Here is a 21,002-nt window from a genome sequence, read left to right on the forward strand (position 1 = left end):
TTTTTCACCGCATGCTGAATCGATTTAGCATTAACGTAAAGCACAGCCTGTAGGGTGCTATTAACAACGAAACTGAGGCGGATATGCTCACAATAAATGAACACGATATTAGGTTGCAGCAAAGTGCAGCAGATAAAACAGTCGCTATTCAAGACATCGCAAAAAGTCTAACAAACAAGAATCTAGTTGACTCGGGCTATGTGGAAGGAATGCTTAACCGTGAATCTCAAAGCTCTACATTTTTAGGTAACGGTATCGCAATTCCTCACGGTACTGTCGATACCCGCTCACTGGTAAGCAATACCGGTGTCGCTGTGCATCATTTTCCTCAAGGTGTTGATTGGGGTGACAATAACACGGTTTATTTAGCCATTGGCATTGCGGCTAAATCAGATGAGCATCTCGGTATTTTAAAACAATTGACTAAAGTTCTCTCCGCTGATGGTGTTGAAGACAAACTTAAGCACGCACAAAGTGCAGAGCAGATAATCGCGCTGCTAAACGGCCAAGTCCAACTCAAAGCAGACTTTAATGCCTCACTGATTCAGTTGAACTTCCCTGCTGGCGACATGTTGCAAATGGCTGCAGTTGCCGGTGGCTTATTAAGAAATTCCGGATGTGTTGAAAATGAATTTGTGGCTGATCTTGTGACCAAATCTCCCACCCACCTTGGTCAAGGATTATGGTTAGTAACAAGTGATAAGGGTGCTAATCGCACCGCTATGTCGTTTGTTACCACTGGAAATCAATGTGAATTTGAGGGAGAAGTTGTTAAAGGATTAGTCGCATTTTCTGCCAACAACAATGTGCACCACCCCATGCTAAACACCCTAATCAATAGCATCTCATCAGGACAACAAAGTGAACTTCTACAAGCAACACCAGAGCACCTAATTGCTTTGTTTACCAATGAAGAATCCTCTATTTCTTCGGGCAAGAATTCATCAGACAACAGTGCTGTTTTCACTATCAAAAATACTCACGGACTGCACGCGCGTCCTGGTGCAATGCTCGTTGCTGAAGCTAAGAAATTTGACTCTAAGATCACGGTTTGCAACTTAGATGGTGAGGCAAAACCAGTCAACGGAAAAAGTCTAATGAAAGTGATTGCTATGGGCGTGAAACACGGTCATCAATTGCAGTTCTGTGCCGAAGGGACTGATGCAAAAGAGGCCCTTGAAAGTATAGGTAAAGCGATTGAATCTGGCCTAGGTGAGGGGTAAGGAGACAAGTATGACGACAAAAAAAGTAGTAACCGTAACCCTTAATCCTGCATTGGATCTCACGGGGAGCTTAGATAGCTTGAATCAAGGTTCTGTAAGCTTAGTGAAATCAGGGACTTTGCATGCGGCAGGTAAAGGCGTAAATGTAGCAAAGGTGCTCAGCGAACTTGGTGCAGAAGTCACCGTGACTGGTTTTCTAGGACAAGAGAACCCTGAACTTTTCAGCCAACTTTTCAAAGACCTAGACGCTCACGATGCCTTTGTTCATGTAGAAGGAGCCACCCGAATCAACGTTAAGGTGGTAGAAAGTAACGGCAAGGTAAGTGATATCAACTTTCCTGGTGTACAGGTCACACAAAGTGATATTGACCAGTTTGAAGAGACTCTATTTGGGCTTGCAAAGTACAACGACTACTTCGTGATAGCGGGAAGTTTGCCTCAAGGTGTCAGCCCTGAGCTATGTGCCTCATGGATTAAAAAACTTCGCGCCTTAGATAAGAAGGTGTTATTCGATAGTAGTCGCGCCGCACTATCTGCCGGGCTCGAAGCGCAACCTTGGCTGATCAAGCCTAACGATGAAGAGTTAGCTGAGTTTGTTGGAAGACCACTAAATAACGCGAATGAATGCCAACAAGCAGCACATGAACTGACTAATAGAAGCATCGAAAACATTGTCATCTCTATGGGCGCGCAAGGTGTTATGTGGCTTAACCAAGGCCACTGGTTAAGCGCAAAACCACCAACAATGAAAGTGGTTAGTACCGTTGGTGCGGGTGACACCCTGGTTGCAGGCCTCTGCTGGGGTCATATGCAAGGTATGGACAAAGAGACGCTGCTGCGCTTTTCTACCGCCTTATCTGCATTAGCAGTATCGCAGATCGGTGTTGGCGTTCCAAGCCAAGCACTTCTTGAACAGACCATTAGCCAGGTCAAAGTACAACCTACAATTATGTCGAAATAAAGGACTGCCCTATGAACATTGCCATTATCACAGCCTGCCCTAGTGGTGTAGCGAACAGCATCATTGCTGCAGGACTTTTAGACAAAGCTGCAAAAGAGCTTAACCTTGATGCAAAAATAGAGTGCCAATCTAAAGTTATTGAAGGCTATATCCTCAGTGAACACGATATTGATGCCACAGAGCTTGTGATTATCGCTTCAGACACTTCGATTGATACATCACGCTTTAAGGACAAAAACGTCTTTCAAGGTAGCATTAAAGATGCAGTAAAAAATGCAGCCGAATTTATCGAAAACGCACAAAAAAACGCAGTAAAACTAACCAGTGACGCTGTATTCACTAGCAATGAACAATCATCTGATAGCAAGAAGATCGTCGCCATTACCGCCTGCCCTACTGGTGTCGCGCATACCTTTATGGCAGCTGAAGCACTCGAAGAAGAAGCGACTCGTCAAGGCCATCAAATCAAGGTTGAGACCCGAGGTTCAGTTGGAGCTAAAAATCAACTCACTGAACAAGATATTGAACAAGCTGATCTTGTGATCATTGCCGCTGATATTGATGTACCACTAGATCGCTTTAACGGTAAGTTGCTGTACCGCACCAAGACAGGTCCAGCACTGAAGAAAACCAAGCAAGAAATAGATAAAGCCTTCTTAGAAGCAACACCTTATCAAGCGACAGGTGGTGCATCGGCCGAAGTTTCTACAGAAAACAAAGGTGTATACCAACATCTTATGACGGGCGTATCACATATGCTACCGGTCGTGGTTGCAGGTGGTTTGATCATCGCGCTGAGTTTTGTGTTTGGTATCGAGGCATTTAAACAAGAAGGGACATTAGCGGCAGCATTAATGAGTATCGGCGGCGGTTCCGCATTTGCTCTGATGATCCCTGTTCTTGCTGGCTATATCGCCTTCTCAATTGCCGATCGTCCAGGATTAGCCCCAGGTCTTGTTGGCGGTATGTTAGCCAGTACGCTTGGTGCCGGTTTCCTTGGGGGTATCGCGGCAGGTTTTATCGCCGGTTACAGTGCCAAATTTATTGCTGATAAACTGTCGCTGCCTCAGTCTATGGAAGCACTCAAGCCAATCTTAATTATTCCGTTTGTTGCTACCCTATTTACTGGCCTCGTTATGATCTATGTGGTCGGTAGCCCTGTTGCAGCAACGATGAGCGGTCTCGAAAACTTCCTTAATACTATGGGGGCGGGGAACGCAGTCATGCTCGGTATTCTATTGGGTGCGATGATGTGTTTCGATTTGGGAGGCCCAGTAAATAAAGCGGCTTATGCATTTGGTGTTGGCCTACTCGCCTCACAACAATATGCACCTATGGCGGCTATCATGGCTGCGGGTATGGTGCCGGCATTGGGCATGGGGCTTGCAACCTTTATCGCCAAAAGTAAATTTGAAAGCAGTGCTCAAGAAGCAGGCAAAGCTTCGTTTGTACTAGGTCTTTGCTTTATCTCTGAGGGCGCTATTCCTTTTGCAGCCAAAGATCCAATGCGAGTGATCCCTTGCTGTATGGCGGGCGGTGCACTAACGGGCGCATTATCAATGCTATTCGGAGCACAACTGTTAGCTCCTCATGGTGGTTTATTTGTTCTACTAATCCCGAACGCTATCTCCCCAGTATTGATGTACTTAGTCGCTATTGCCGCAGGTACTGCAATTACCGGGTTTAGCTATGCATTCTTAAAAAAGCGTGATGAGCAAGTCTTAGCATCTGCGTAAAGCGCTCAAATTGCTGAAAGGCCAGATTCGATAAACGAGTCTGGCCTTTTTATTTTCTACCTTGTAGAAAGTGACTGTTGAAGCTCAAGCCAGTTGAAGATGATCTGTCTTGCCTCAAAACACTCTCCTTGCAAAGTTTGAATATGAGCATTAAAAGGCTGACCAATAAATGTCGTTCGAGTCATTTTCCCTGTTGCCAGTTCAATATGAGTACTTACCCTACCCTGAAAATTCTGCAATAACGCAAAGTCATCACTCCCAAACACCAATTGGCTTGAGTAATAAAGAAAGTAATCTGGCGTCGCGTTTAGCTTGCAGGTTAATACTCGCTGTTCATTTGCTATAACCTCGAAGGCCATTACCTCCCAAACTAAAGCACTTGCCAGCATAAGAGATGACAGACCGCTGATTCGATATACTCGATTCATGAAAGGCTCCTGTTTACCCTAATACAGATAGTATAGATAAACAGAAGCATTTTCCCGGATTTGAACGAGTACTAGAAGTGCGTCTTATAAGCAAGGATAGCGATGTAACAGAGCTTTGAGCAATTAACGCCCATAGTTATCAACAATGTACTTCTCAAAGTCATGACACATTTGTTCATCACTTAATTCGTTATTTGCGAGCTCTTTATCCCCATCGACGATACTTATTTTTGCATTGAGTGTGTGAACACAAGCGCGAGGTCTGTTTTCGAGTGCTGAGATTTTATTCTGCTCTATCTGCCATGCTTGTTCAGAAGTTAGGTTACATTCATCAGCAAGATATTTAGCGTTAAATCCTTCACCCGTTAATTGAGTAATGGTTTGATTGTGATTCACCGCATTGCCTTGATGCCAATAATGTTCAGCAAGCAAAGGACCTATCTCTGAGTTATCCGTTAAGTAACCATATTTATTAATGAAATAAGCTCTGGTCTGATAAACAGCCATATGTGCCAGCAGGTATCCTTGATACGCACAGGCTGACTCATCGGATAATAAGTGAGGAATTGCCATCAACGGTCTTGGGCTACATTCCAGACCTAAGATGTTTTTCTCCATTTCACGCGCTAATCGAGTAATGTTTTCGGGCGTTAATTCTTCATCGGCTAATTGATATAGTGCTCGCTCAAAATACGGCACCACTAAAATACTGCGCTCAGTGTACGCTTTGAAAGGCTGCTTACTCTCGATCATTGCTTTTATCACTGAATCTGGAATAGCGACTCCATTTTCGTCTAGTGCATAAAGCTTTAGCCAGTCTCCATCTTCTAAGAGACTGTCACAAAACATCGATTGTGTTTCTGCATAGGCCATTGAAGTGGGTGCAAATTCTTGAGAAAAGCATGGGGCATTCATCTTAACGTTAGCAAAGTGTGCGGCATGACCCCCCTCATGAAACAAGGTATTAATGCCATCATAGCCACTGCCTACTTGATCAGGTTTGGCATTACTAGTGAAATTAACCTTAGCCGGAACCCATTGAGAATTATCGTAAAATGATGGAATAGGCCCATGACAAAAACCGTTAGGATACTTGCCTTTACGATCAAGAAGATCCAACGTCAGCTCTGCATTGGAATAGTTAATATTCAAACGACCAAACGATTCAATCCATCGACGCAACGATTGTGAAAATGGTACATACGGATCGAGATCACGCATCGCATCGCCAGAGAAAGAGTACACAAAATTATGACCTTCCAGTGCTTGCTGACCTTTGTCCCTTGCCAATTGCTCGAGACTATTCAAATTGCTTTGGCGGGTTCGCTGTTCAAAGTCATCCAATATTGTGAACAGCTCAGTCGTGGTCATTTGCTCGGTCTTCACAATCGAATAATCAAAGAAATTATCAAAACCTAGAGAGCGAGCGAATTGATTGCGAAGCTTTACCAGATCTAAAAGCCCATTTACTAGCAACCATTGTTCAAGATCGAGCATCGCTTGATGAGAGGATTTTCTGACCGACTCGTTATCGCTAGTACGGATGTTAGCAGCAAGCACAGGAAGCGAACCTTCTTGCTCCTTACCTTGTGCATCAACAAAAACCTGCGTGTACTGCTGTTTCTTCTCAAAAAGCTTAGACTCAAACTTAATCAATTCCGCCTTTAGCTCTCTCGCTTCATGAGTAGGTAAAGCATGAGCTTTAAACGTAGCAAGCCAACCTTCAAGCCCGGACTTAATCGCACCTGACTCATCGCTTGATGGTGTCGATTGAAGTTTTTCTAGCTGTAGCTCTATTTCAGAAAGTCTATCGGCATTACTTAAAAATTGATTCCAGAAAGTTTCTGCTTGAGCCGAACCCGCTTGATCATTTGAGGTGCCCATATAGGTTTCCCAAAATAGATCCTCTTTTTGACGATGAACTGCCAAATACTCTTTATTCAACGAGTCTAGATACTGTTGTGGATGCATAGGTTCTCTCATTCCCTTGAGTGATCATTAAAGGTGGTTCTTATTAAAATAGTGTAACCATATAGAAAAGATATGGATACAAGCGAACGACAATAAAGCCTGCATTATCAATCTATTTACTGTCAAAATAGGAATGATCCCTATTAACCGCATGCAATGTAAGAGATCTCTCACAGCAGTGTGAGAATAACGTGTTTTCTAATATAGACACTACCTCACAACAATTGATAACCTATTGTTTTAATAGAAATTAACTTGATTTGATTAATGATTGTTCAGTTGTTTCTTGGTACATAACCTCCTATACCGTTGATAAGAATCACCAGTACAGTAATATGTTTCTTGTCGACAGGGGGTTGGCAAGAATGGAAAACTCAAAGGATTGAGTATCTTCAGGATGAAGATTCGATTACTAGGAAGTAGTCAACATGGAAGTGGAGCCTTAGGATAGGCGCAAGATTCAACATTGGACGTTGAGTTTAAGGACACCGTCAGGACGACGATGCAAAAGGATTGGGTTAAAGGATTTAGCCTTAGCAAGGATAGTATTAGGGAATGTGTTTGTAGCGGGATTGCTACGTTATAAAATTTGCCCCACCAGCTTGCTGTGTGGGGCTTCTTTTTATCTATTACTTTCCTACTCCCCACGGTTCAATAAGTTACTTTTCTCAGCTGCTCATTATTGTTACTCTGAAATCTAATGATTTCGCATGGGAAGCACGATGAATAACACCATCAATACTCTACTTAGCCACCGTTCAATTCGCTCATTTACTGAACAGATAATCGATACTCACCTTCTTGATACCATTCTTGACTGTGGCCTTGCGGCCTCCAGTTCGAGTTTCATTCAATGTGTGTCTGTTGTACGTGTTTCAACTGCAGAAAACAGAACAAAATTAGCTGAGTATGCTGGGGGGCAATCTTATGTTGAAAGCTGCGCTGAATTTCTCATATTTTGTGCAGATTACAATCGCCACCAACACATCCACCCAGAAGCTCAGTTAGGTTTTACCGAACAAACACTGATTGGTTCTATAGATGCGGCATTGATGGCGCAAAATTGTTTAACGGCAGCAGAATCTTTAGGTCTTGGCGGTGTATACATAGGTGGCTTGCGAAATAACCCACAGAAAGTGACCGAGCTGTTAGCGCTTCCTAAACATGTCATTCCTTTGTTTGGTCTTTGCTTGGGCTATCCTAGCCAAAACCCTGAAAAAAAACCCCGTTTACCCAAGTCTATCGTCGTACATCAAGAGCAATATACTCCATTAAATATGGATGAATTAGCGCAGTATGATGCACACATACAAGACTATTACGCAACACGTACAGACAACAAAAAGGCTGTTTCATGGTCGGCACAAATCACCCAAACACTTAGCAAAGAAGCACGCCCCTTTATGCATGACTTCCTGCAGAACCAGGGATTTAATACCAAATAATATGAGTATTGATTTACAACAGGTTGAGCAACTAACTCAGGACTGGCTTGAACAAGTAGTAATAGGCCTTAACCTGTGCCCATTTGCTCACAAGCCAAACAAGAACAAGCAAATAAAGATAGCGGTAACGGAAGCCACTTCAGAAGAAGCGCTGTTGGAGTTTATCTTATTAGAATTACGAGAGTTGGACAGTAAAGAACCCAACGAGCTTGAGACCACATTGGTAGTTGCGCCAGCTATGCTTGCAGACTTTATGGATTACAACTTCTTCTTAGATTGGGTTGATGCATTGTTGAAGCAAGAAGAGTATGAAGGGATCTATCAGGTAGCCAGTTTTCATCCAGACTATTGCTTTGGAGGCACTGAACCAGAAGATGCAGAAAACCTCACTAACCGCTCTCCTTATCCAACGATCCACTTGATACGTGAAGAGTCTATGGAAAGGGTTTTAAAGCACTACCCTAACCCGGAAGCGATTCCCGATAATAACATCGCTAGGGTTGAAGGTTTAACTGCTGAAGAGAAAGCAAAACTGTTCCCATACTTGATAGGCTAAATGGATTTATCATAATTAAAGCTTCAGCAACGGGGTATGAGTTCGCCAGTATCATGACACCATACCCCGTAAAATTATTGATTCAACATCGCTCTTAGCTGAACCACCTCACCTTCAGGTAGATTAAAAGGGATGTTATTCAACGCACACTTTACTGTCACCTTTGCAGGATCATGTCGACTCCCTTTAGTGGATAAGAATTTATACACAACACCATCGCGATCAAATAACCCTTGGCAGTAAGTGTAAGTCTTTCTATAAGGAAGTAGCTTTAGAGATTGATTCTTAGTAATAGACATAGGTGCTCCTTTAAAAAACATCCATGCTTGTATTGTCCTGTGGGAATATAATAGCCATAGAGGCTAGTCTAAGGAGTGCCTTAGACTCTTCTAAATTACCTTGATTAAGGCACACACAGAAATGACTCTGCTCACTAGCAGTTATACCCCATTGTAATATCACCAACCATCATAATAGAGCGTACTTATTATCTAAGGACATTCCTGTCATATTGAAATCAATTCAAACCAGCAAAGTCTTATGTTACTCGAAGGTTGGTTAACACAAGGAAGCAAACCAAACGCAAAGATTGGTAAACCAAAGAACAGATACAACAACAGTTGCTAACGAAATCAAACAACGAACCGCATTAAAGTGCACAAAAATACACTACAATTTGAAATTCGCCTCACCACACTCAGAGCATATGTATTTGCGTTTGTTTCTTTTCAAAAAAAACTTTTCTAAGAAACTTCTTCTTTCTCTAAAATATGGGAGTTGACTGTTACAACCCCTACAACGGTGTACCATTTGCATAGCCTTTCTATAGTCCTCGTGAATATAATCACATCAAATCTATCTTAATTTACTATGGAAATACAGTATATGAAACTCCATTCTGTATGATAAATAGTAAATAAATATAAATAAAATCATACAATTAACACTTTCAACACAAGATTCGGTAAAATATCAACAGTTTGGAAAAACGCAAACTTGATTGCGTTTTGTTTGTAGAAAAAATAATTGAACTATCTTGCACTGCATCAAAATAAACACTGCGCTAAGTAACCCAACTAACCGGCTTTTCTATATTTGATGCTACTCAATTTTCCGCACAAAAGACTGCGCATATTGTGTGGCAAATCGACTCTGACATGTAGAAAGCGAACTTTAGTTTATGCATTCACAGAGCTTTTGAATGAAATGCTACGTTGTCAGCGCTTAGTAAACCATTAGGGGAGATTTTGATAATTAATCGACGGCTAGATGCATAACGGCCTCATAGGTAAGGCGCTATTTTTTGCTCAAAAGTTTAAAACCAATAATAGTTTTTTTCTTGTTGATCCTAGTACCTCTATGAAAAAGGCATTACGTCAATAAGATAGCGAGCATGAAAAAGTCACAGACTTATTCTTAAAAACATCAGCACGATCGCTGGTAATGAATTAAAGAAAGGTACCGTTATAAATTACCAGTGGGAAATACGGAGAGAAAAACAAAAATGCCCCATCAGCTCAAGAGGAACTAACGGGGCAAAACATACATTAAGAAAGGATACGAGCTCTAAATTTACGGCCTTTCATTTTGCCGTTTTCTATCTTCTTGTGAGCAACCTTAGCCAAAGATTTATCAACAGCTACGTAAGCACGCATATCAAATAGATTAATTTTACCTACTTTTTTACCGTCAATGCCATTCTGACCAGTCAAGGCACCAAGAATATCCCCTGCCCTCACTTTTTGCTTCTTACCACCTGAGATTTCGATAGTAACCATTGTTGGCTGAAGAGGTTTATTGTTAGAGGTCTGTGGAAGGGCCTCAGGTTCAATTGCAATGTCCATGTATTCATCAATTAACGCTACACGATGATGCTCTTTGTCATTGTACAAGCTACATGCAACACCCTTACTGCCAGCGCGGCCCGTGCGTCCAATACGGTGAACATGCACTTCAGGATCACGAGACAATTCATAGTTAATCACTGCATCGAGGTTTTCAACATCAAGACCACGTGCTGCTACATCAGTAGCAACCAGAATTGAGATGCTCTTATTAGAAAACTGAACCAATGTTTGATTACGTTCACGCTGTTCGAGATCACCGTGCAGGTCAATGACACTAAAGCCCTTATAGTGAAGGTCATCCGCTACCTCTTGAACTTCTCGCTTAGTATTACAGAAGATCACCGCCGATTCTGGTTGGTGCGTCAGCAGCAATGTTTCCAATGCCTGCATACGCTGCTCATTACTGCCTACTTTGTAAAAATGTTGAGAAATAGTACTTTGCTCATGAGTCGACTCAACTTTAACCAGTTGTGGCTCTTGCATAATGCGAGCAGCAACCTGCTGAATTTTCTCAGGGAATGTGGCACTAAATAGCAAGGTTTGGCGTTGTTTTGGCGCTTCAGCGACGATTGCATCTAATGCATCTTGAAAGCCCATGTCCAACATTCTATCGGCTTCATCCAAGACTAAAGTATTCAACTCAGCAAGGTTGATGCGACCTCTTTCCAAGTGATCAAGAATACGACCTGGCGTACCTACCAAAATGTGAGCACCGTGCTCCAATGAGCCAATTTGAGGCCCCATAGGCATACCACCACATAAAGTAAGCACTTTAATATTATGAATCGTACGCGCTAGCTTGCGGATCTCTTTTGCTACTTGGTCAGCCAGCTCACGAGTTGGACACAATACCAATGATTGCACTCGAAAACGCTTCACATTTAGATTAGTCAAAAGGCTTAGGCCAAATGCTGCTGTTTTACCTGATCCGGTTTTGCCCTGACCAATGACGTCTTTGCCATCTAGCATCAACGGCAAGCTTTGTGCCTGTATCGGAGTCATCTCGGAATACTCCATCGACGCCAAATTATCGAGCAATGACTTAGATAAAGGTAACTTAGAAAATTTATTGTCGCTCAAGGGAGATTCCTTATATGGATTAGGTAAGTAGCGCTGTTTCAAGGGTGACGACCCTAAAGGGTAGACACACTAATTGCAAGTTAAAAGTTCCACCCTAGATTAGCAAAGATCAGGGTATTCGGTGTTTGACCAAATAAGCTATCACTGGCGCCATCAAAACGCTGCGCCAACACGACGAGTTGCCAATTATTTGATAGCGAATAAGTGCTAGAAACACCAAGATAAAAAGAGTCATCATCGTAATAAGAACCGGAGAACACAACACGATTTAACGGCGTGATATCAAACCCTAGATCTGCATAGGCTGTAAACTCGGTAAAGCTCAAGGTTCGTGCGGTCAGCGGCAAATTAAGATAAACGATAGCATTCTGCCTTTCTTGAGGTTCGGTGATATGTAAAAGCGCTACCGTGCTTAGCCAATTTCTTGTACCAGAGAAGTTATATCCAAGCTCTATACTAGAGACAACGGACGTGGTTAACGTCTGAAAACTCCCACTCAATATTTGCCAGTCATCTTTTGTAGGGTTAAATATAGTACTTTCTGCCTTAAACGAAGCACCCGCAAGGTCTGTGGCAAGTCCCCCTCCTATGACAAAATCAAGGTTAGATTTTCCGATAATGAACTGGGCATCCCAACGCGACACATTAAACAAGTAGCGTGCCGAGTAACTGTTTAGTTCACTATCTTGTGAAGGACTAAATGCAAGGTTTAGCTCACTAGCGTAACCCAGTTTTCTTGTTAGATAGAGAGCATCGGTGCCCGGTCTCTCAGGGTAATCCACATCGTAGATAGAGTATGAATTAAAGATATCGTTAGGATTCCAAATCGTATTCATACCCCAATTGATACGAAACCGCCCCACTCGAGCCTGATAATTTTCGCTATGCCAATCTAGATAAAGCCGGTCAAACTGAGTATTGGCAAAAAAGTCGCTACCCTGCCCCCAATTGAACGTAAGGTCCATATACCCTGGGTCAAACCCAATCACTTCCTGATATAGATCATTTTGCGCTGAGTCTCCCCAGAATAAGCGATTTCGAACACTAGCATTAAAACGCAAACCGCTGTTAAAACGATATTCAAAATCCAACCGGTTATGCAACTGGTTATCAAAGAGTTCCTCTCCGCTATCAACAAGGGTACCTGTCATCATATAGTTGATATAACCGGACAACTCCCAGTCTTTCTCTGGTTCTAGTCCTGGAATTTTCGCCTGTAAAACCAGTGGCACAAAAATTAAACAAACGATAAAGAATCGCACGGTTCAGCTCACCCAACCATTGAACTTAAGTGGGGCCGATACTCGGGGTTTAGTTTGTCTTCTGACACAGCGCCATCATCAATCACTATCACCCTAGCGGCTCGAGCAATGACCCGAGGGTCGTGTGTTGAGAAGATAAACGTGGTGCCCTCTGACTCATTTAATTGCTGCATAATATCTAATAGATCTGAAGTACTTTTCGCATCAAGATTGGCTGTAGGCTCATCTGCCATGACGAATTTAGGGTTTGGTGCCAATGCCCTTGCCACCGCAACTCTCTGTTGTTGCCCGCCTGATAACTGTGAAGGCCTTTTATGCACATGATCTCCCAAACCGACTCTTTCGAGTAACTTGCTTGCGCGAGCGTTACTCTCTTTCTCCGTTATCCCCTGTAATTGCATAATAAACTCGACGTTCTCTAGTGCAGTAAGCACAGGCAGTAAGCTGTAGTCCTGAAAGATGAACCCTACTTGGTCCCGCCGAAACTTGATCTTCTCTTTCTCACTCAAACCACTGATCACGAGACTATCTATTTTCACCTCTCCTTGTGTTGGCGTATCCAACCCACCCAGCATGTTCAGTAACGTTGTCTTTCCTGATCCAGAAGGTCCCATCACTGCCACAAATTCGCCTTGGTCAATGGATAAATCCACCAGCTTTAGCGCGTCCACAGGAAAATCTGTGTTCACGTTGTAGGTCTTAGTCAACTTAGTCACTTTGATAGCCATGATTCGCTCGCTCAATGTTTATCATTCATTGCTTGGATTGGGCTTTGCTTGATAATTTGTCTGGCTGGATATAAGGCTGAAAATACACTCACCAACAAAACGCAAAACCCCAAAGTAAGGTATTCAGACGTTGCCACTTCTGGATAGAAAACAGTATCAATGCCAAATCTAGCAAGACCTTCGGAGGCAATACTGAGATCAATGCCAGTGGTACTTAAAATCATCACGACAACTAGAGAAAGAAGCGCACCAACACCCGCACCCGTTAGCCCTAAAAAGCTCGCTTCCAATACAATCAAGTTTCTTACCTTCTCGGGTGCCATTCCAATAGCCATCAGCACTCCAAACTCCTGTGTTCGCTCAAATACCGACATCAGCATAATATTAACGATTCCTAGTCCCATTGCTGCTACGAAGATGACAAGGAGTAGATAATTAAATGACTGCATGCTGGATATAAGCGTCTTTAGGTACGGTTGTAAGGTCTGCCAATCTTCTACACTCACCTCTTTCTCTAGTTGTCCAGAGAGCCTAGTGACCAGTGCAGGGGCTAGCTGATAGTCATCCATGGTAATGGCTATTTCATGAGTGCCCGAAATAGCAGTAAGTCCAATTAAGTCGCTTTTCCGTACGTACACGCTACTATCATCAAATGAAGAACTAGGGCTAATGAAAATACCTCTAACCCGAAACGCAGCGCCAGTGACATCTCCATGAGTATCACTGAATGACAGTACTACCTTAGAACCTAGCTTTAGTTTCAATCTCTGCGCAATTTTATTTGAAACTACGATAGGATTTCGTCCTTCTACGCTTAGCCAATGACCAGCTACAAGCTTGTCTTTTATGGGTGTGACATTAGCTTCTTGCTCTGGCGAGACACCCATTATCTTTATTCCTCGATTGGCTCGGGCTGATGCGATCATCCCAGTAACGATATGCCTAAAGCTGTAACCTTTGACCACTTCCTCATTTTGTATCAACGTCTCTAAAGATTCGACATTGGGTATAATGAGATTCACATCGGGTTCTAAAGAATATCTTGCGTGATGAATTTGAATTGAGTTGGTTTGCCACTGAATAACATTACCCAACATATTAGTCATCAAACCGGACATGAAGCCAATCATTAAAATCACGCTAAGTACGCCTATAATAATGGCGACTAATATGGCTGAAGTTCGAAGTGGCGTTCGCCAGAGGTTTCTCCACGCTAGTTTAATGAGCATGTATTCCTCCCTTGAGTCCAGATACTGGATCCAGTCTCATGACTCTCCATATCGGGTACATAAGACTCACCATAGTAATGGTGATCACTACAACGATTTGTTCATACAATAACGCAGGTTCTAAAGAAACTGGCATCACTGGCTCATAACCCATGTCCAACATTGCCTGAGCCATCTCTCCGGTCAGGCGGATGGGGGAATGGTAAAAATAAAAGAGTACCGGTGAGGCCGTAAATACCCCAACAGCAATGCCAAATAAGCCAATTAACCCCGACTCGATAATGATTAGGCGCAATAGTTGGTTACGAGCCATTCCCGTCGCTAACATAACGGAAAACTCCCTCAAACGCTCTAGAGTCATCATTAACAACGTCGCAAACAGAGCAAAGCCAACAATGATATAAAGTAGGTACATCATGATAAGACCACCCACCCTATCTAAGACAATACTTTGCTCTAGCTCTGGGGATAAATCTCGCCAGTCACGAATAGAGACACCATTAGGATGTGCATCGTAGAGTTGCTGTATAACCAACTGAAGTTTAGATAGGTCGTTAATACCAATAACCCATGAGGTGACACGATTTCCCGTTGCAAATAGCTGTTGAGCATCAACTAGCGATATATACACCCGCTGATTATTCATCTCTTTTATAGGGAAATGAACAATACCTTTGATCTCAAAAAGCCCAGCCGCTATTTGTCCTTGATAGCCTTGTCCATAAAAGATAATGTCATCGCCTACGGTAAGTCCGAGGTATTGCGCTACTCCCTCCCCAACCATCACACCCGTTGACTCTCCCGACAAATACTCTCCCTTAATAATACGCACGCTCAGGTTAGAGTATGCATCTTCAATTATTGGGTTAATTCCTGACAGCAATACGCCTTTTGAGCGCTGATCACTTGCTGCCAATATAAAGCTGTCTATTCGTGGTAATAAGTAATCAATATCATCAATTTCGCGGATATCAGAAATAAACGCTTCCGAGGCGGGCAACAATTCGTCAATGCTATTATTTTCTTTAAATTCAGGGTTCTGAAGTTGAACAACACCGGTTCCCATCTTCGCACTATTCAAAATATTGTGGGTATACTGCCCCTCTTGAAAGGCCCGCATAACCAGAGATAACCATAGTGTTAACGCAATCGCTGATGCCGTTAGGACAGTTCTACGTTTTTGCCGCCAGATATTTCGCCATGCTAATCGCAATAACATGCGTTAATCTCTCAATACCCGCATTTGACTTTGAGAGAAAAACCCGTTTTCAATGTCAAAATCAAACTGCGCAGCATGAATCTCTATTTCAGTGTGATGACCCTCTTTATCCGCAGGTATCATCAGCATTTTTGATGCCACATTACGACCTCCCATGGCTTTAATATCCGAGGTTTTCATGGTGCTAACCAGCTCTTCGAATTCATCGTAAAACTCTACCTTACGTTGCAGAAGATTGCCTTTTGATATCCAAAGGTGCACTTTATCCCATACCACTGGAGCGTCTAGTTTTGCGGTCGCCTCAATGACGTAACACTCTATACCGTCAATCACTTCACTGGCCGTAAATACATGCTGATAATCCACCACAATAGAGCTTTGGTTAATCAAATCATCATTAGTAAAGTCAGAACCCATCCAAGATTGTCCGAGCATTGATGGAGCAATTTTTATGACTTTCTCAATGCTAGGAATCCAATTCCACATTTCGTTGTGACGCTTGAGTGAGGCACTCCCTTTATCTTTGGCAGGCGCCGTGACTAACACCAAAGATAAATCCAGCCCTTTGCTCCAAGACTTCATACTCATACTACGAGACCAAGTCGGACGAACAATGGTCATAGTCATCTCACTGTATCCAGAAGCGCCCCGCATTTGCTGATCGGATAGGCTAACTACCTCTGAGGCAGACAGTGTTTGTGCGTGAATAGAATGAAATGGAACCAGAAGCAACAGCCACAGACTTAATATTGATAGCAAAATGCTGTGTTCAGAGTCTCCACAATGCATGTTATTTTTCCAAGTTCCCTATTAATCATAATCAAAGTATTCACCAATTTCTTAGGCTAAGCTCTGACACCGCTCAAGAACTATACAATATGCAAAAACCGTACGTGACTCAGATCACATAACGACTCAATTACTTGAACTTCAACAGTTTTATGGTTAGTTGAAAATACCTGTACATTTTTAGCTAGAAATCCGACTAAAACAGAAGGTGCTGTCTCATCTATATATTCTCTAGTTGTTTAATTTCAAAGACTTAACGCTACAGCGTCCTGTACAAACACGGTCAAATTTAAAAATTCTCTTTAAAATCAATAGATTGAAATTCAACCGATTAATAAAACTGCCATACATTCGTAACCTAGTCGTCATTTTTGAGTCATTAGACATTCATATTTGGAATCTAAATTAGTCGCAAATCAAACGGGCAATGACCCAAATAAATACTCCAGAGTGCGAACTCATATTTTACAAAATAGGAAATTTTCAAATGAAAAAGGCAGCACTAACTACTGCGATTCTAGCTTTAATGGCTTCTGGTTCAGCGGCAGCAATAACGGTATATCAAGATGACACTTCAGAGCTAAAGATTGGTGGTCGTGCCGAAGGTCGCTTCAATATCTCTGATAACAACAAGTCTGCTAGCGATAGCGCATTTGATGACAAATCTCGTGCTCGCTTGAACATAGTTGGTAAATCTCAAATCAACGACAGCCTATACGGCTTTGGTAAATACGAAGCACAGTTCGATACTGACTCAAAGATCGAAAACCGTTACGCTTTTGCCGGTATTGGCACAAATTTTGGCGAGTTCTCTTACGGTAAGCAAGATTCAGCTCAGGTTATGCTCACCGACGTAACAGATACCATGGCAACGTTCGGCGCAGATGCAGCAGATATCGTAGCTGGAAACAAAGATAAACGTGCCAACAACTTTCTATACTCTGGTGAGTTCGGTGGGTTCGATATTCAAGCTAACTACCTAGCAAACGATGAGAAAGACTCTGACAGCTACGGCATTGCCGCAATGTACGGCTTTGACTTTGGTCTTGACTTAGGTCTTGGTTATGTTGGTCAAACAGACGGTGACGACGATGACAGCCAGATTAACTTTGCAGCTCAATACTCTATCGCTGACTTCACTTTAGGTGGTTACTACGCGCTAGGTTCAGTTGCAGATGAAGATGTAAACGCATTTGAAATCTCGGCTCTATACAAACTAAACAAATGGACATTTGTCGCTGTATACAACTACAACGACGTGGATACTGCTGCTAAGCAAGCTATTACCGGTCTAGATGAAGTTGATAACTTTGCAATTGAAGCTGTTTACAAATTCAACGGTAACCTACGCACATACGCGGGTTACAAGTTTGAGCAAGTTGACAGCCTAGACGACCAAATTCAAGCGGGTATTCGTTACGATTTCTAGTCCGACATTCAGTTCATTCTGATAAGTCCTTTGGCCGAGCTTAACGCTCGGTCTTTTTGTCTCTGCGGATTATTTTATTTTTTATGAAAGATTTTCCGGCGCAATATGTTCTACTGTAACAAGAGACGCATATCGCACAAGGAATCGCATCATGAGCAAGCCAATCAAAATCACTCTATATCGCTGGGCTGGAAGTTGGGGACCCTTTAAGGTCAATATCCCTTGTGGTGAATGCACATTAACCAAGGACATTTTAAAAGATACCTTTGAAAATGAACTCTCTGGTGTAGACGTAGAGTTGGAAGTAAAAGATTGGCTTTCGCATTGGTGGGAACCATTGAGACTTGGTGCATGGCACGCCCCTATTCTAGTCGTCGAAGGCAAAGTGGTCAGTCAAGGTGAAGCCCTAAACCGAGGCGTTCTAGTACAATCTGTGATTGCCGAGTGGACAAAGCAAGACGACTTACAAGGTAACATTGTGTTTGGTAAAGCCACTTGCCCTTATTGTGTAAAAGCAAAAAAAATACTCGATGAAGCCGGGATCCCTTATACCTATCATGATGTGGTCAAAGACAGTGCTGCGCTCTACCGTATGATCCCTGAGGTAAAAGCTCATATTGGCCAAAAAACACCAGTAACAGTGCCTCAAATCTGGATGAACAGCGAGTACATTGGTGGTGCGGATAACCTAGAAAAATGGCTTACCAGCAAAGACAACACCATCATCCCTAACAACGTTGTCGATATCCCAGCACGTACAGGCTAACAAACTCTAAAACTAAAAAGGCGCTGATAGAAAACTATCAGCGCCTTTTTTCAATTCCGTTTACGTTGTTTACACGCTTACTTTGTCAGTTTCTTCATTAGTTTCTTAAACATTGAAGGCTTACGACGTTCGATTTTGCCATCGAACTTTTGTTCCATCATTCTAATTGCTGATTGTTGACCGATAATCAATGCACCTAAATCGTTGCCCATGATGTACTCCAATCTCTATATTGTAATTTAATTTCATATCTTGGATTGATTGTAGCTGTGAATGAAAGAAAAACAAGACGCCCATCACACTATTATGAAATTAAATTTCACGCTAGCACTAAAAATGAACAGTTTGCTTGTATTAAACTAAAATACAGATCTATAAGTTCCTTTAAAATCAATGGCTTATTTTAACCATCTTTCAATTACCATAAAGTGTATTAAAATTACACTTCCCTGGATCGAAATCAAAAAAAATCCGCCATCTGGCGGATTCTATTCTTTGCTATTCAGCAGATAATTGTTTAGCCCCGTTTTGGCTGCTGATATGTCTTCCCAGCCAACTTATAGGCGTCACGTTGCTTAACATCAAAGTAAGCATCAAAAAACCAAGCAACAAAACGAATAACATGTTCATCTGTGTTCATGACATGTTCTACATATTCTTGTAGATCATCGCCTTCTTGTTGCGTAGTGACATGATAGACACGCTGCTCTCCATCAACCTCAGCAACGGCAAACTGTCCCTTAAGTGATAGCGCAACCTCAGAAACTTCTTCATACTCACACTCTTGTAATAGTAGAAGTGCAGAAGGAAGATCAGCACATTCGCTGGCTGATTTTACTAGTTGCTCGAACTCATTCTGGTTCATTCAAATTTACCTAGATTAAAGTGATTCTTGTTGCTTATTATTCTGCGGATCATTTTGACTCGCAAGCAATACTTCTTGTTCCTTCATCATTTGCAGCAATGTATCTCGGTTTGCTGCAAATTTAGCCATTTCCGTCTTTGGAACAGATTCTGCCATTGGTATATTCGCAGTCATTGCATTGACAGGACGATTTCGAATCAGCAATTCATAATGAAGGTGTGGTCCTGTAACTCGGCCAGTCGCACCCGATAAACCAATCTGCTGGCCTCTTTTAACTTGTTGCCCTTTCTTCACTTGGATACGGCTTAGGTGAAGATAACGTGTTTTATACGTTGAGCCATGTTCAAGTACGATGTATTTACCTGCATAAGGGTGATTACGAACCATAATCACTTTTCCATCCCCTGCTGCCATTATCGGTGTACCGACACCCACGCCAAAATCAGTGCCATTATGGGGCGATACTCTACCGGTCACAGGGTGAAGTCTATGAGGGTTAAAGCCTGATGTGATTCTATGACTTTTCACTGGATAGCGCATGAATGCACGCTGTAGGCTTTCACCATTTTCGTCGTAATATTGCCCATCGGTATGACGATAAGCACTGATCAAGCGACCTTGGTTGAAGATATTAATCGCTTCTATTTCACGACTGCCTGTTTCTTTGCCATTCACCGTTTGCACTTTATGAACAACAGAAAACTTATCACCTGCACGCAGATCACGTGTAAAGTTCATCTTGTCCTTTAACAGGTCGGTGATTTCACGTATTTCATTGATGTTCATCCCAAGCTTATTCGCAGATTGAGAAAAACTACCATGAACGTTGCCAACTAACGCAGCCGTTTCCCATTCACCTTCAATAGAGACATCTTTAAACGTGTAGGCATTCTCATCAACACGAGTAAACTGCACCTTATCAGCAGGGTTAAATTCCAATTCCATCTTGTCTAGCGCACCAGAGGCTTCGTCTATCCAAAATGCTAATTTATCGCCAGGGCGCAGCGTATCCAGGGACAAATGGTTTAAATCTTCTTCCATAATGCTCAGAAGACTCTTATAAGAAACACCTAATTTGGCAAAGATAACGCTTAAGTTATCACCTTTTTGGATGGTGTAACTGTAGGTTGGTCTCGCCTCTATTGCTTTACTATCATGATCAGATACCGCTGCAGGCAATGCTGAGCTCTCTAGATTAAGCTCTACAAATTTACGCTCATTTTGTGTATGTGACCATACCGCACTAACGCCAAAAATTAATGGCAAAATCAACAGGGCCTTTTTGAGTCTTGACCGAGATTGTTGACTAAGTTGATTAAGCTTGAACACCAAGTTACCTACTAAAATAATCTGTATGAACACGTAAACATTGAAAATGTTCGTATGCTCACTATCTATAAATGACGAGCTACAAAGCTCAAACTAAACGTCTATCTTCCTAAAAGGACAAGTAGCACGTCTTAGTAAT

At 42.3% G+C, this 21,002-nt stretch carries 19 protein-coding genes; 7 read left to right on the forward strand and 12 right to left on the reverse strand.

Translation table 11 applies throughout. The annotated features are described in order from the left end of the window. The first annotated feature begins 83 nt into the window (after positions 1–83). The 3 genes from fruB to fruA are packed head-to-tail and all read left to right on the forward strand — an operon-like array spanning position 84 to position 3,920. A complete protein-coding gene (gene fruB, locus OCU48_RS16905; RefSeq protein ID WP_141345092.1) occupies positions 84–1,223 on the forward strand; it encodes a fused PTS fructose transporter subunit IIA/HPr protein in 1,140 nt (379 codons plus the stop codon). 10 nt (positions 1,224–1,233) lie between these two features. Beyond that, positions 1,234–2,184, forward strand: coding sequence for a 1-phosphofructokinase (gene pfkB / locus OCU48_RS16910; protein ID WP_141345091.1), 951 nt, complete (start codon positions 1,234–1,236; stop codon positions 2,182–2,184). Between the two features lie 11 nt (positions 2,185–2,195). Continuing rightward, the gene (gene fruA / locus OCU48_RS16915) at positions 2,196–3,920 is read left to right on the forward strand and encodes a PTS fructose transporter subunit IIBC (RefSeq protein WP_141345090.1); all 1,725 of its coding nucleotides are present in this window, start codon (positions 2,196–2,198) and stop codon (positions 3,918–3,920) included. A 56-nt stretch (positions 3,921–3,976) separates the two neighbouring features. On the opposite strand, the gene OCU48_RS16920 is transcribed toward fruA, so the two are convergent. After that, positions 3,977–4,348, reverse strand: coding sequence for a hypothetical protein (locus OCU48_RS16920; RefSeq protein ID WP_141345089.1), 372 nt, complete (start codon positions 4,346–4,348; stop codon positions 3,977–3,979). 123 nt (positions 4,349–4,471) lie between these two features. Next, complete coding sequence (locus OCU48_RS16925; RefSeq protein WP_141345088.1) at positions 4,472–6,319, reverse strand: M3 family metallopeptidase; 1,848 nt, start codon at positions 6,317–6,319, stop codon at positions 4,472–4,474. A gap of 722 nt (positions 6,320–7,041) precedes the next feature. Between OCU48_RS16925 and nfsA the strand changes: the two genes are divergently transcribed. Both nfsA and OCU48_RS16935 read left to right on the forward strand, forming a co-directional pair. Beyond that, complete coding sequence (gene nfsA, locus OCU48_RS16930; protein ID WP_141345087.1) at positions 7,042–7,764, forward strand: oxygen-insensitive NADPH nitroreductase; 723 nt, start codon at positions 7,042–7,044, stop codon at positions 7,762–7,764. Position 7,765: 1 nt separating this feature from the next. Beyond that, entirely contained in the window at positions 7,766–8,320 is a 555-nt protein-coding gene (locus OCU48_RS16935; RefSeq protein WP_141345086.1) for a DUF1415 domain-containing protein, read from the forward strand. 74 nt (positions 8,321–8,394) lie between these two features. Here OCU48_RS16935 and OCU48_RS16940 read toward each other — a convergent pair whose 3' ends face one another. The 7 genes from OCU48_RS16940 to OCU48_RS16970 all read right to left on the reverse strand — a co-directional run bounded on the left by OCU48_RS16940 (position 8,395) and on the right by OCU48_RS16970 (position 16,474). Beyond that, positions 8,395–8,619 (reverse strand): hypothetical protein, encoded by a 225-nt coding sequence (locus tag OCU48_RS16940; protein WP_244312264.1) that lies wholly within the window; start codon positions 8,617–8,619, stop codon positions 8,395–8,397. Positions 8,620–9,867: 1,248 nt separating this feature from the next. Continuing rightward, positions 9,868–11,247, reverse strand: coding sequence for an ATP-dependent RNA helicase DbpA (gene dbpA, locus OCU48_RS16945; protein ID WP_141345085.1), 1,380 nt, complete (start codon positions 11,245–11,247; stop codon positions 9,868–9,870). An 80-nt stretch (positions 11,248–11,327) separates the two neighbouring features. After that, positions 11,328–12,509, reverse strand: a complete 1,182-nt coding sequence (locus OCU48_RS16950; protein WP_141345084.1) for a hypothetical protein — start codon at positions 12,507–12,509, stop codon at positions 11,328–11,330. An 8-nt stretch (positions 12,510–12,517) separates the two neighbouring features. Then, positions 12,518–13,237: an ABC transporter ATP-binding protein gene (locus OCU48_RS16955; protein WP_141345083.1), complete on the reverse strand. Its 720-nt coding sequence runs from the start codon at positions 13,235–13,237 to the stop codon at positions 12,518–12,520. An 11-nt stretch (positions 13,238–13,248) separates the two neighbouring features. Further along, complete coding sequence (locus tag OCU48_RS16960) at positions 13,249–14,466, reverse strand: ABC transporter permease (RefSeq protein WP_141345082.1); 1,218 nt, start codon at positions 14,464–14,466, stop codon at positions 13,249–13,251. Beyond that, positions 14,456–15,685 (reverse strand): ABC transporter permease, encoded by a 1,230-nt coding sequence (locus OCU48_RS16965; RefSeq protein WP_141345081.1) that lies wholly within the window; start codon positions 15,683–15,685, stop codon positions 14,456–14,458. Before OCU48_RS16965 ends, OCU48_RS16960 begins: the two co-directional genes overlap by 11 nt. Positions 15,686–15,688: 3 nt before the next feature. Continuing rightward, positions 15,689–16,474 carry an outer membrane lipoprotein-sorting protein gene (locus OCU48_RS16970; RefSeq protein ID WP_141345080.1) on the reverse strand — a complete coding sequence of 262 codons (786 nt, stop codon included), beginning with the start codon at positions 16,472–16,474 and terminating at the stop codon, positions 15,689–15,691. Positions 16,475–16,961: 487 nt separating this feature from the next. Here OCU48_RS16970 and OCU48_RS16975 point away from each other — a divergent pair, with 487 nt between their 5' ends. Both OCU48_RS16975 and OCU48_RS16980 read left to right on the forward strand, forming a co-directional pair. Next, positions 16,962–17,903, forward strand: coding sequence for a porin (locus OCU48_RS16975; protein WP_141345079.1), 942 nt, complete (start codon positions 16,962–16,964; stop codon positions 17,901–17,903). A 151-nt stretch (positions 17,904–18,054) separates the two neighbouring features. Continuing rightward, a complete protein-coding gene (locus tag OCU48_RS16980) occupies positions 18,055–18,669 on the forward strand; it encodes a glutaredoxin family protein (protein ID WP_141345078.1) in 615 nt (204 codons plus the stop codon). Positions 18,670–18,746: 77 nt separating this feature from the next. Here OCU48_RS16980 and OCU48_RS16985 read toward each other — a convergent pair whose 3' ends face one another. The 3 genes from OCU48_RS16985 to OCU48_RS16995 form a co-directional block, all read right to left on the reverse strand. Continuing rightward, positions 18,747–18,881, reverse strand: a complete 135-nt coding sequence (locus OCU48_RS16985; RefSeq protein WP_280176873.1) for a hypothetical protein — start codon at positions 18,879–18,881, stop codon at positions 18,747–18,749. Positions 18,882–19,186: 305 nt separating this feature from the next. Then, a complete protein-coding gene (locus OCU48_RS16990) occupies positions 19,187–19,534 on the reverse strand; it encodes a hypothetical protein (RefSeq protein WP_141345077.1) in 348 nt (115 codons plus the stop codon). 15 nt (positions 19,535–19,549) lie between these two features. Next, entirely contained in the window at positions 19,550–20,866 is a 1,317-nt protein-coding gene (locus OCU48_RS16995) for a peptidoglycan DD-metalloendopeptidase family protein (RefSeq protein ID WP_208727124.1), read from the reverse strand. Between the last annotated feature and the right edge of the window lie 136 nt (positions 20,867–21,002).

Origin of the sequence: Vibrio inusitatus, assembly GCA_024346935.1 — a bacterium.
Taxonomy (GTDB): Bacteria; Pseudomonadota; Gammaproteobacteria; order Enterobacterales; family Vibrionaceae; genus Vibrio; species Vibrio inusitatus.

Bases quoted from the DNA above. Each gene is read 5' to 3' on its own strand.
- fruB (WP_141345092.1), top strand. From the start codon at position 84: ATGCTCACAATAAATGAACACGATATTAGGTTGCAGCAAAGTGCAGCA.
- pfkB (WP_141345091.1), top strand. From the start codon at position 1,234: ATGACGACAAAAAAAGTAGTAACCGTAACCCTTAATCCTGCATTGGAT.
- fruA (WP_141345090.1), top strand. From the start codon at position 2,196: ATGAACATTGCCATTATCACAGCCTGCCCTAGTGGTGTAGCGAACAGC.
- OCU48_RS16920 (WP_141345089.1), bottom strand. From the start codon at position 4,348: ATGAATCGAGTATATCGAATCAGCGGTCTGTCATCTCTTATGCTGGCA.
- OCU48_RS16925 (WP_141345088.1), bottom strand. From the start codon at position 6,319: ATGCATCCACAACAGTATCTAGACTCGTTGAATAAAGAGTATTTGGCA.
- nfsA (WP_141345087.1), top strand. From the start codon at position 7,042: ATGAATAACACCATCAATACTCTACTTAGCCACCGTTCAATTCGCTCA.
- OCU48_RS16935 (WP_141345086.1), top strand. From the start codon at position 7,766: ATGAGTATTGATTTACAACAGGTTGAGCAACTAACTCAGGACTGGCTT.
- OCU48_RS16940 (WP_244312264.1), bottom strand. From the start codon at position 8,619: ATGTCTATTACTAAGAATCAATCTCTAAAGCTACTTCCTTATAGAAAG.
- OCU48_RS16955 (WP_141345083.1), bottom strand. From the start codon at position 13,237: ATGGCTATCAAAGTGACTAAGTTGACTAAGACCTACAACGTGAACACA.
- OCU48_RS16960 (WP_141345082.1), bottom strand. From the start codon at position 14,466: ATGCTCATTAAACTAGCGTGGAGAAACCTCTGGCGAACGCCACTTCGA.
- OCU48_RS16965 (WP_141345081.1), bottom strand. From the start codon at position 15,685: ATGTTATTGCGATTAGCATGGCGAAATATCTGGCGGCAAAAACGTAGA.
- OCU48_RS16970 (WP_141345080.1), bottom strand. From the start codon at position 16,474: ATGCATTGTGGAGACTCTGAACACAGCATTTTGCTATCAATATTAAGT.
- OCU48_RS16975 (WP_141345079.1), top strand. From the start codon at position 16,962: ATGAAAAAGGCAGCACTAACTACTGCGATTCTAGCTTTAATGGCTTCT.
- OCU48_RS16980 (WP_141345078.1), top strand. From the start codon at position 18,055: ATGAGCAAGCCAATCAAAATCACTCTATATCGCTGGGCTGGAAGTTGG.
- OCU48_RS16985 (WP_280176873.1), bottom strand. From the start codon at position 18,881: ATGGGCAACGATTTAGGTGCATTGATTATCGGTCAACAATCAGCAATT.
- OCU48_RS16990 (WP_141345077.1), bottom strand. From the start codon at position 19,534: ATGAACCAGAATGAGTTCGAGCAACTAGTAAAATCAGCCAGCGAATGT.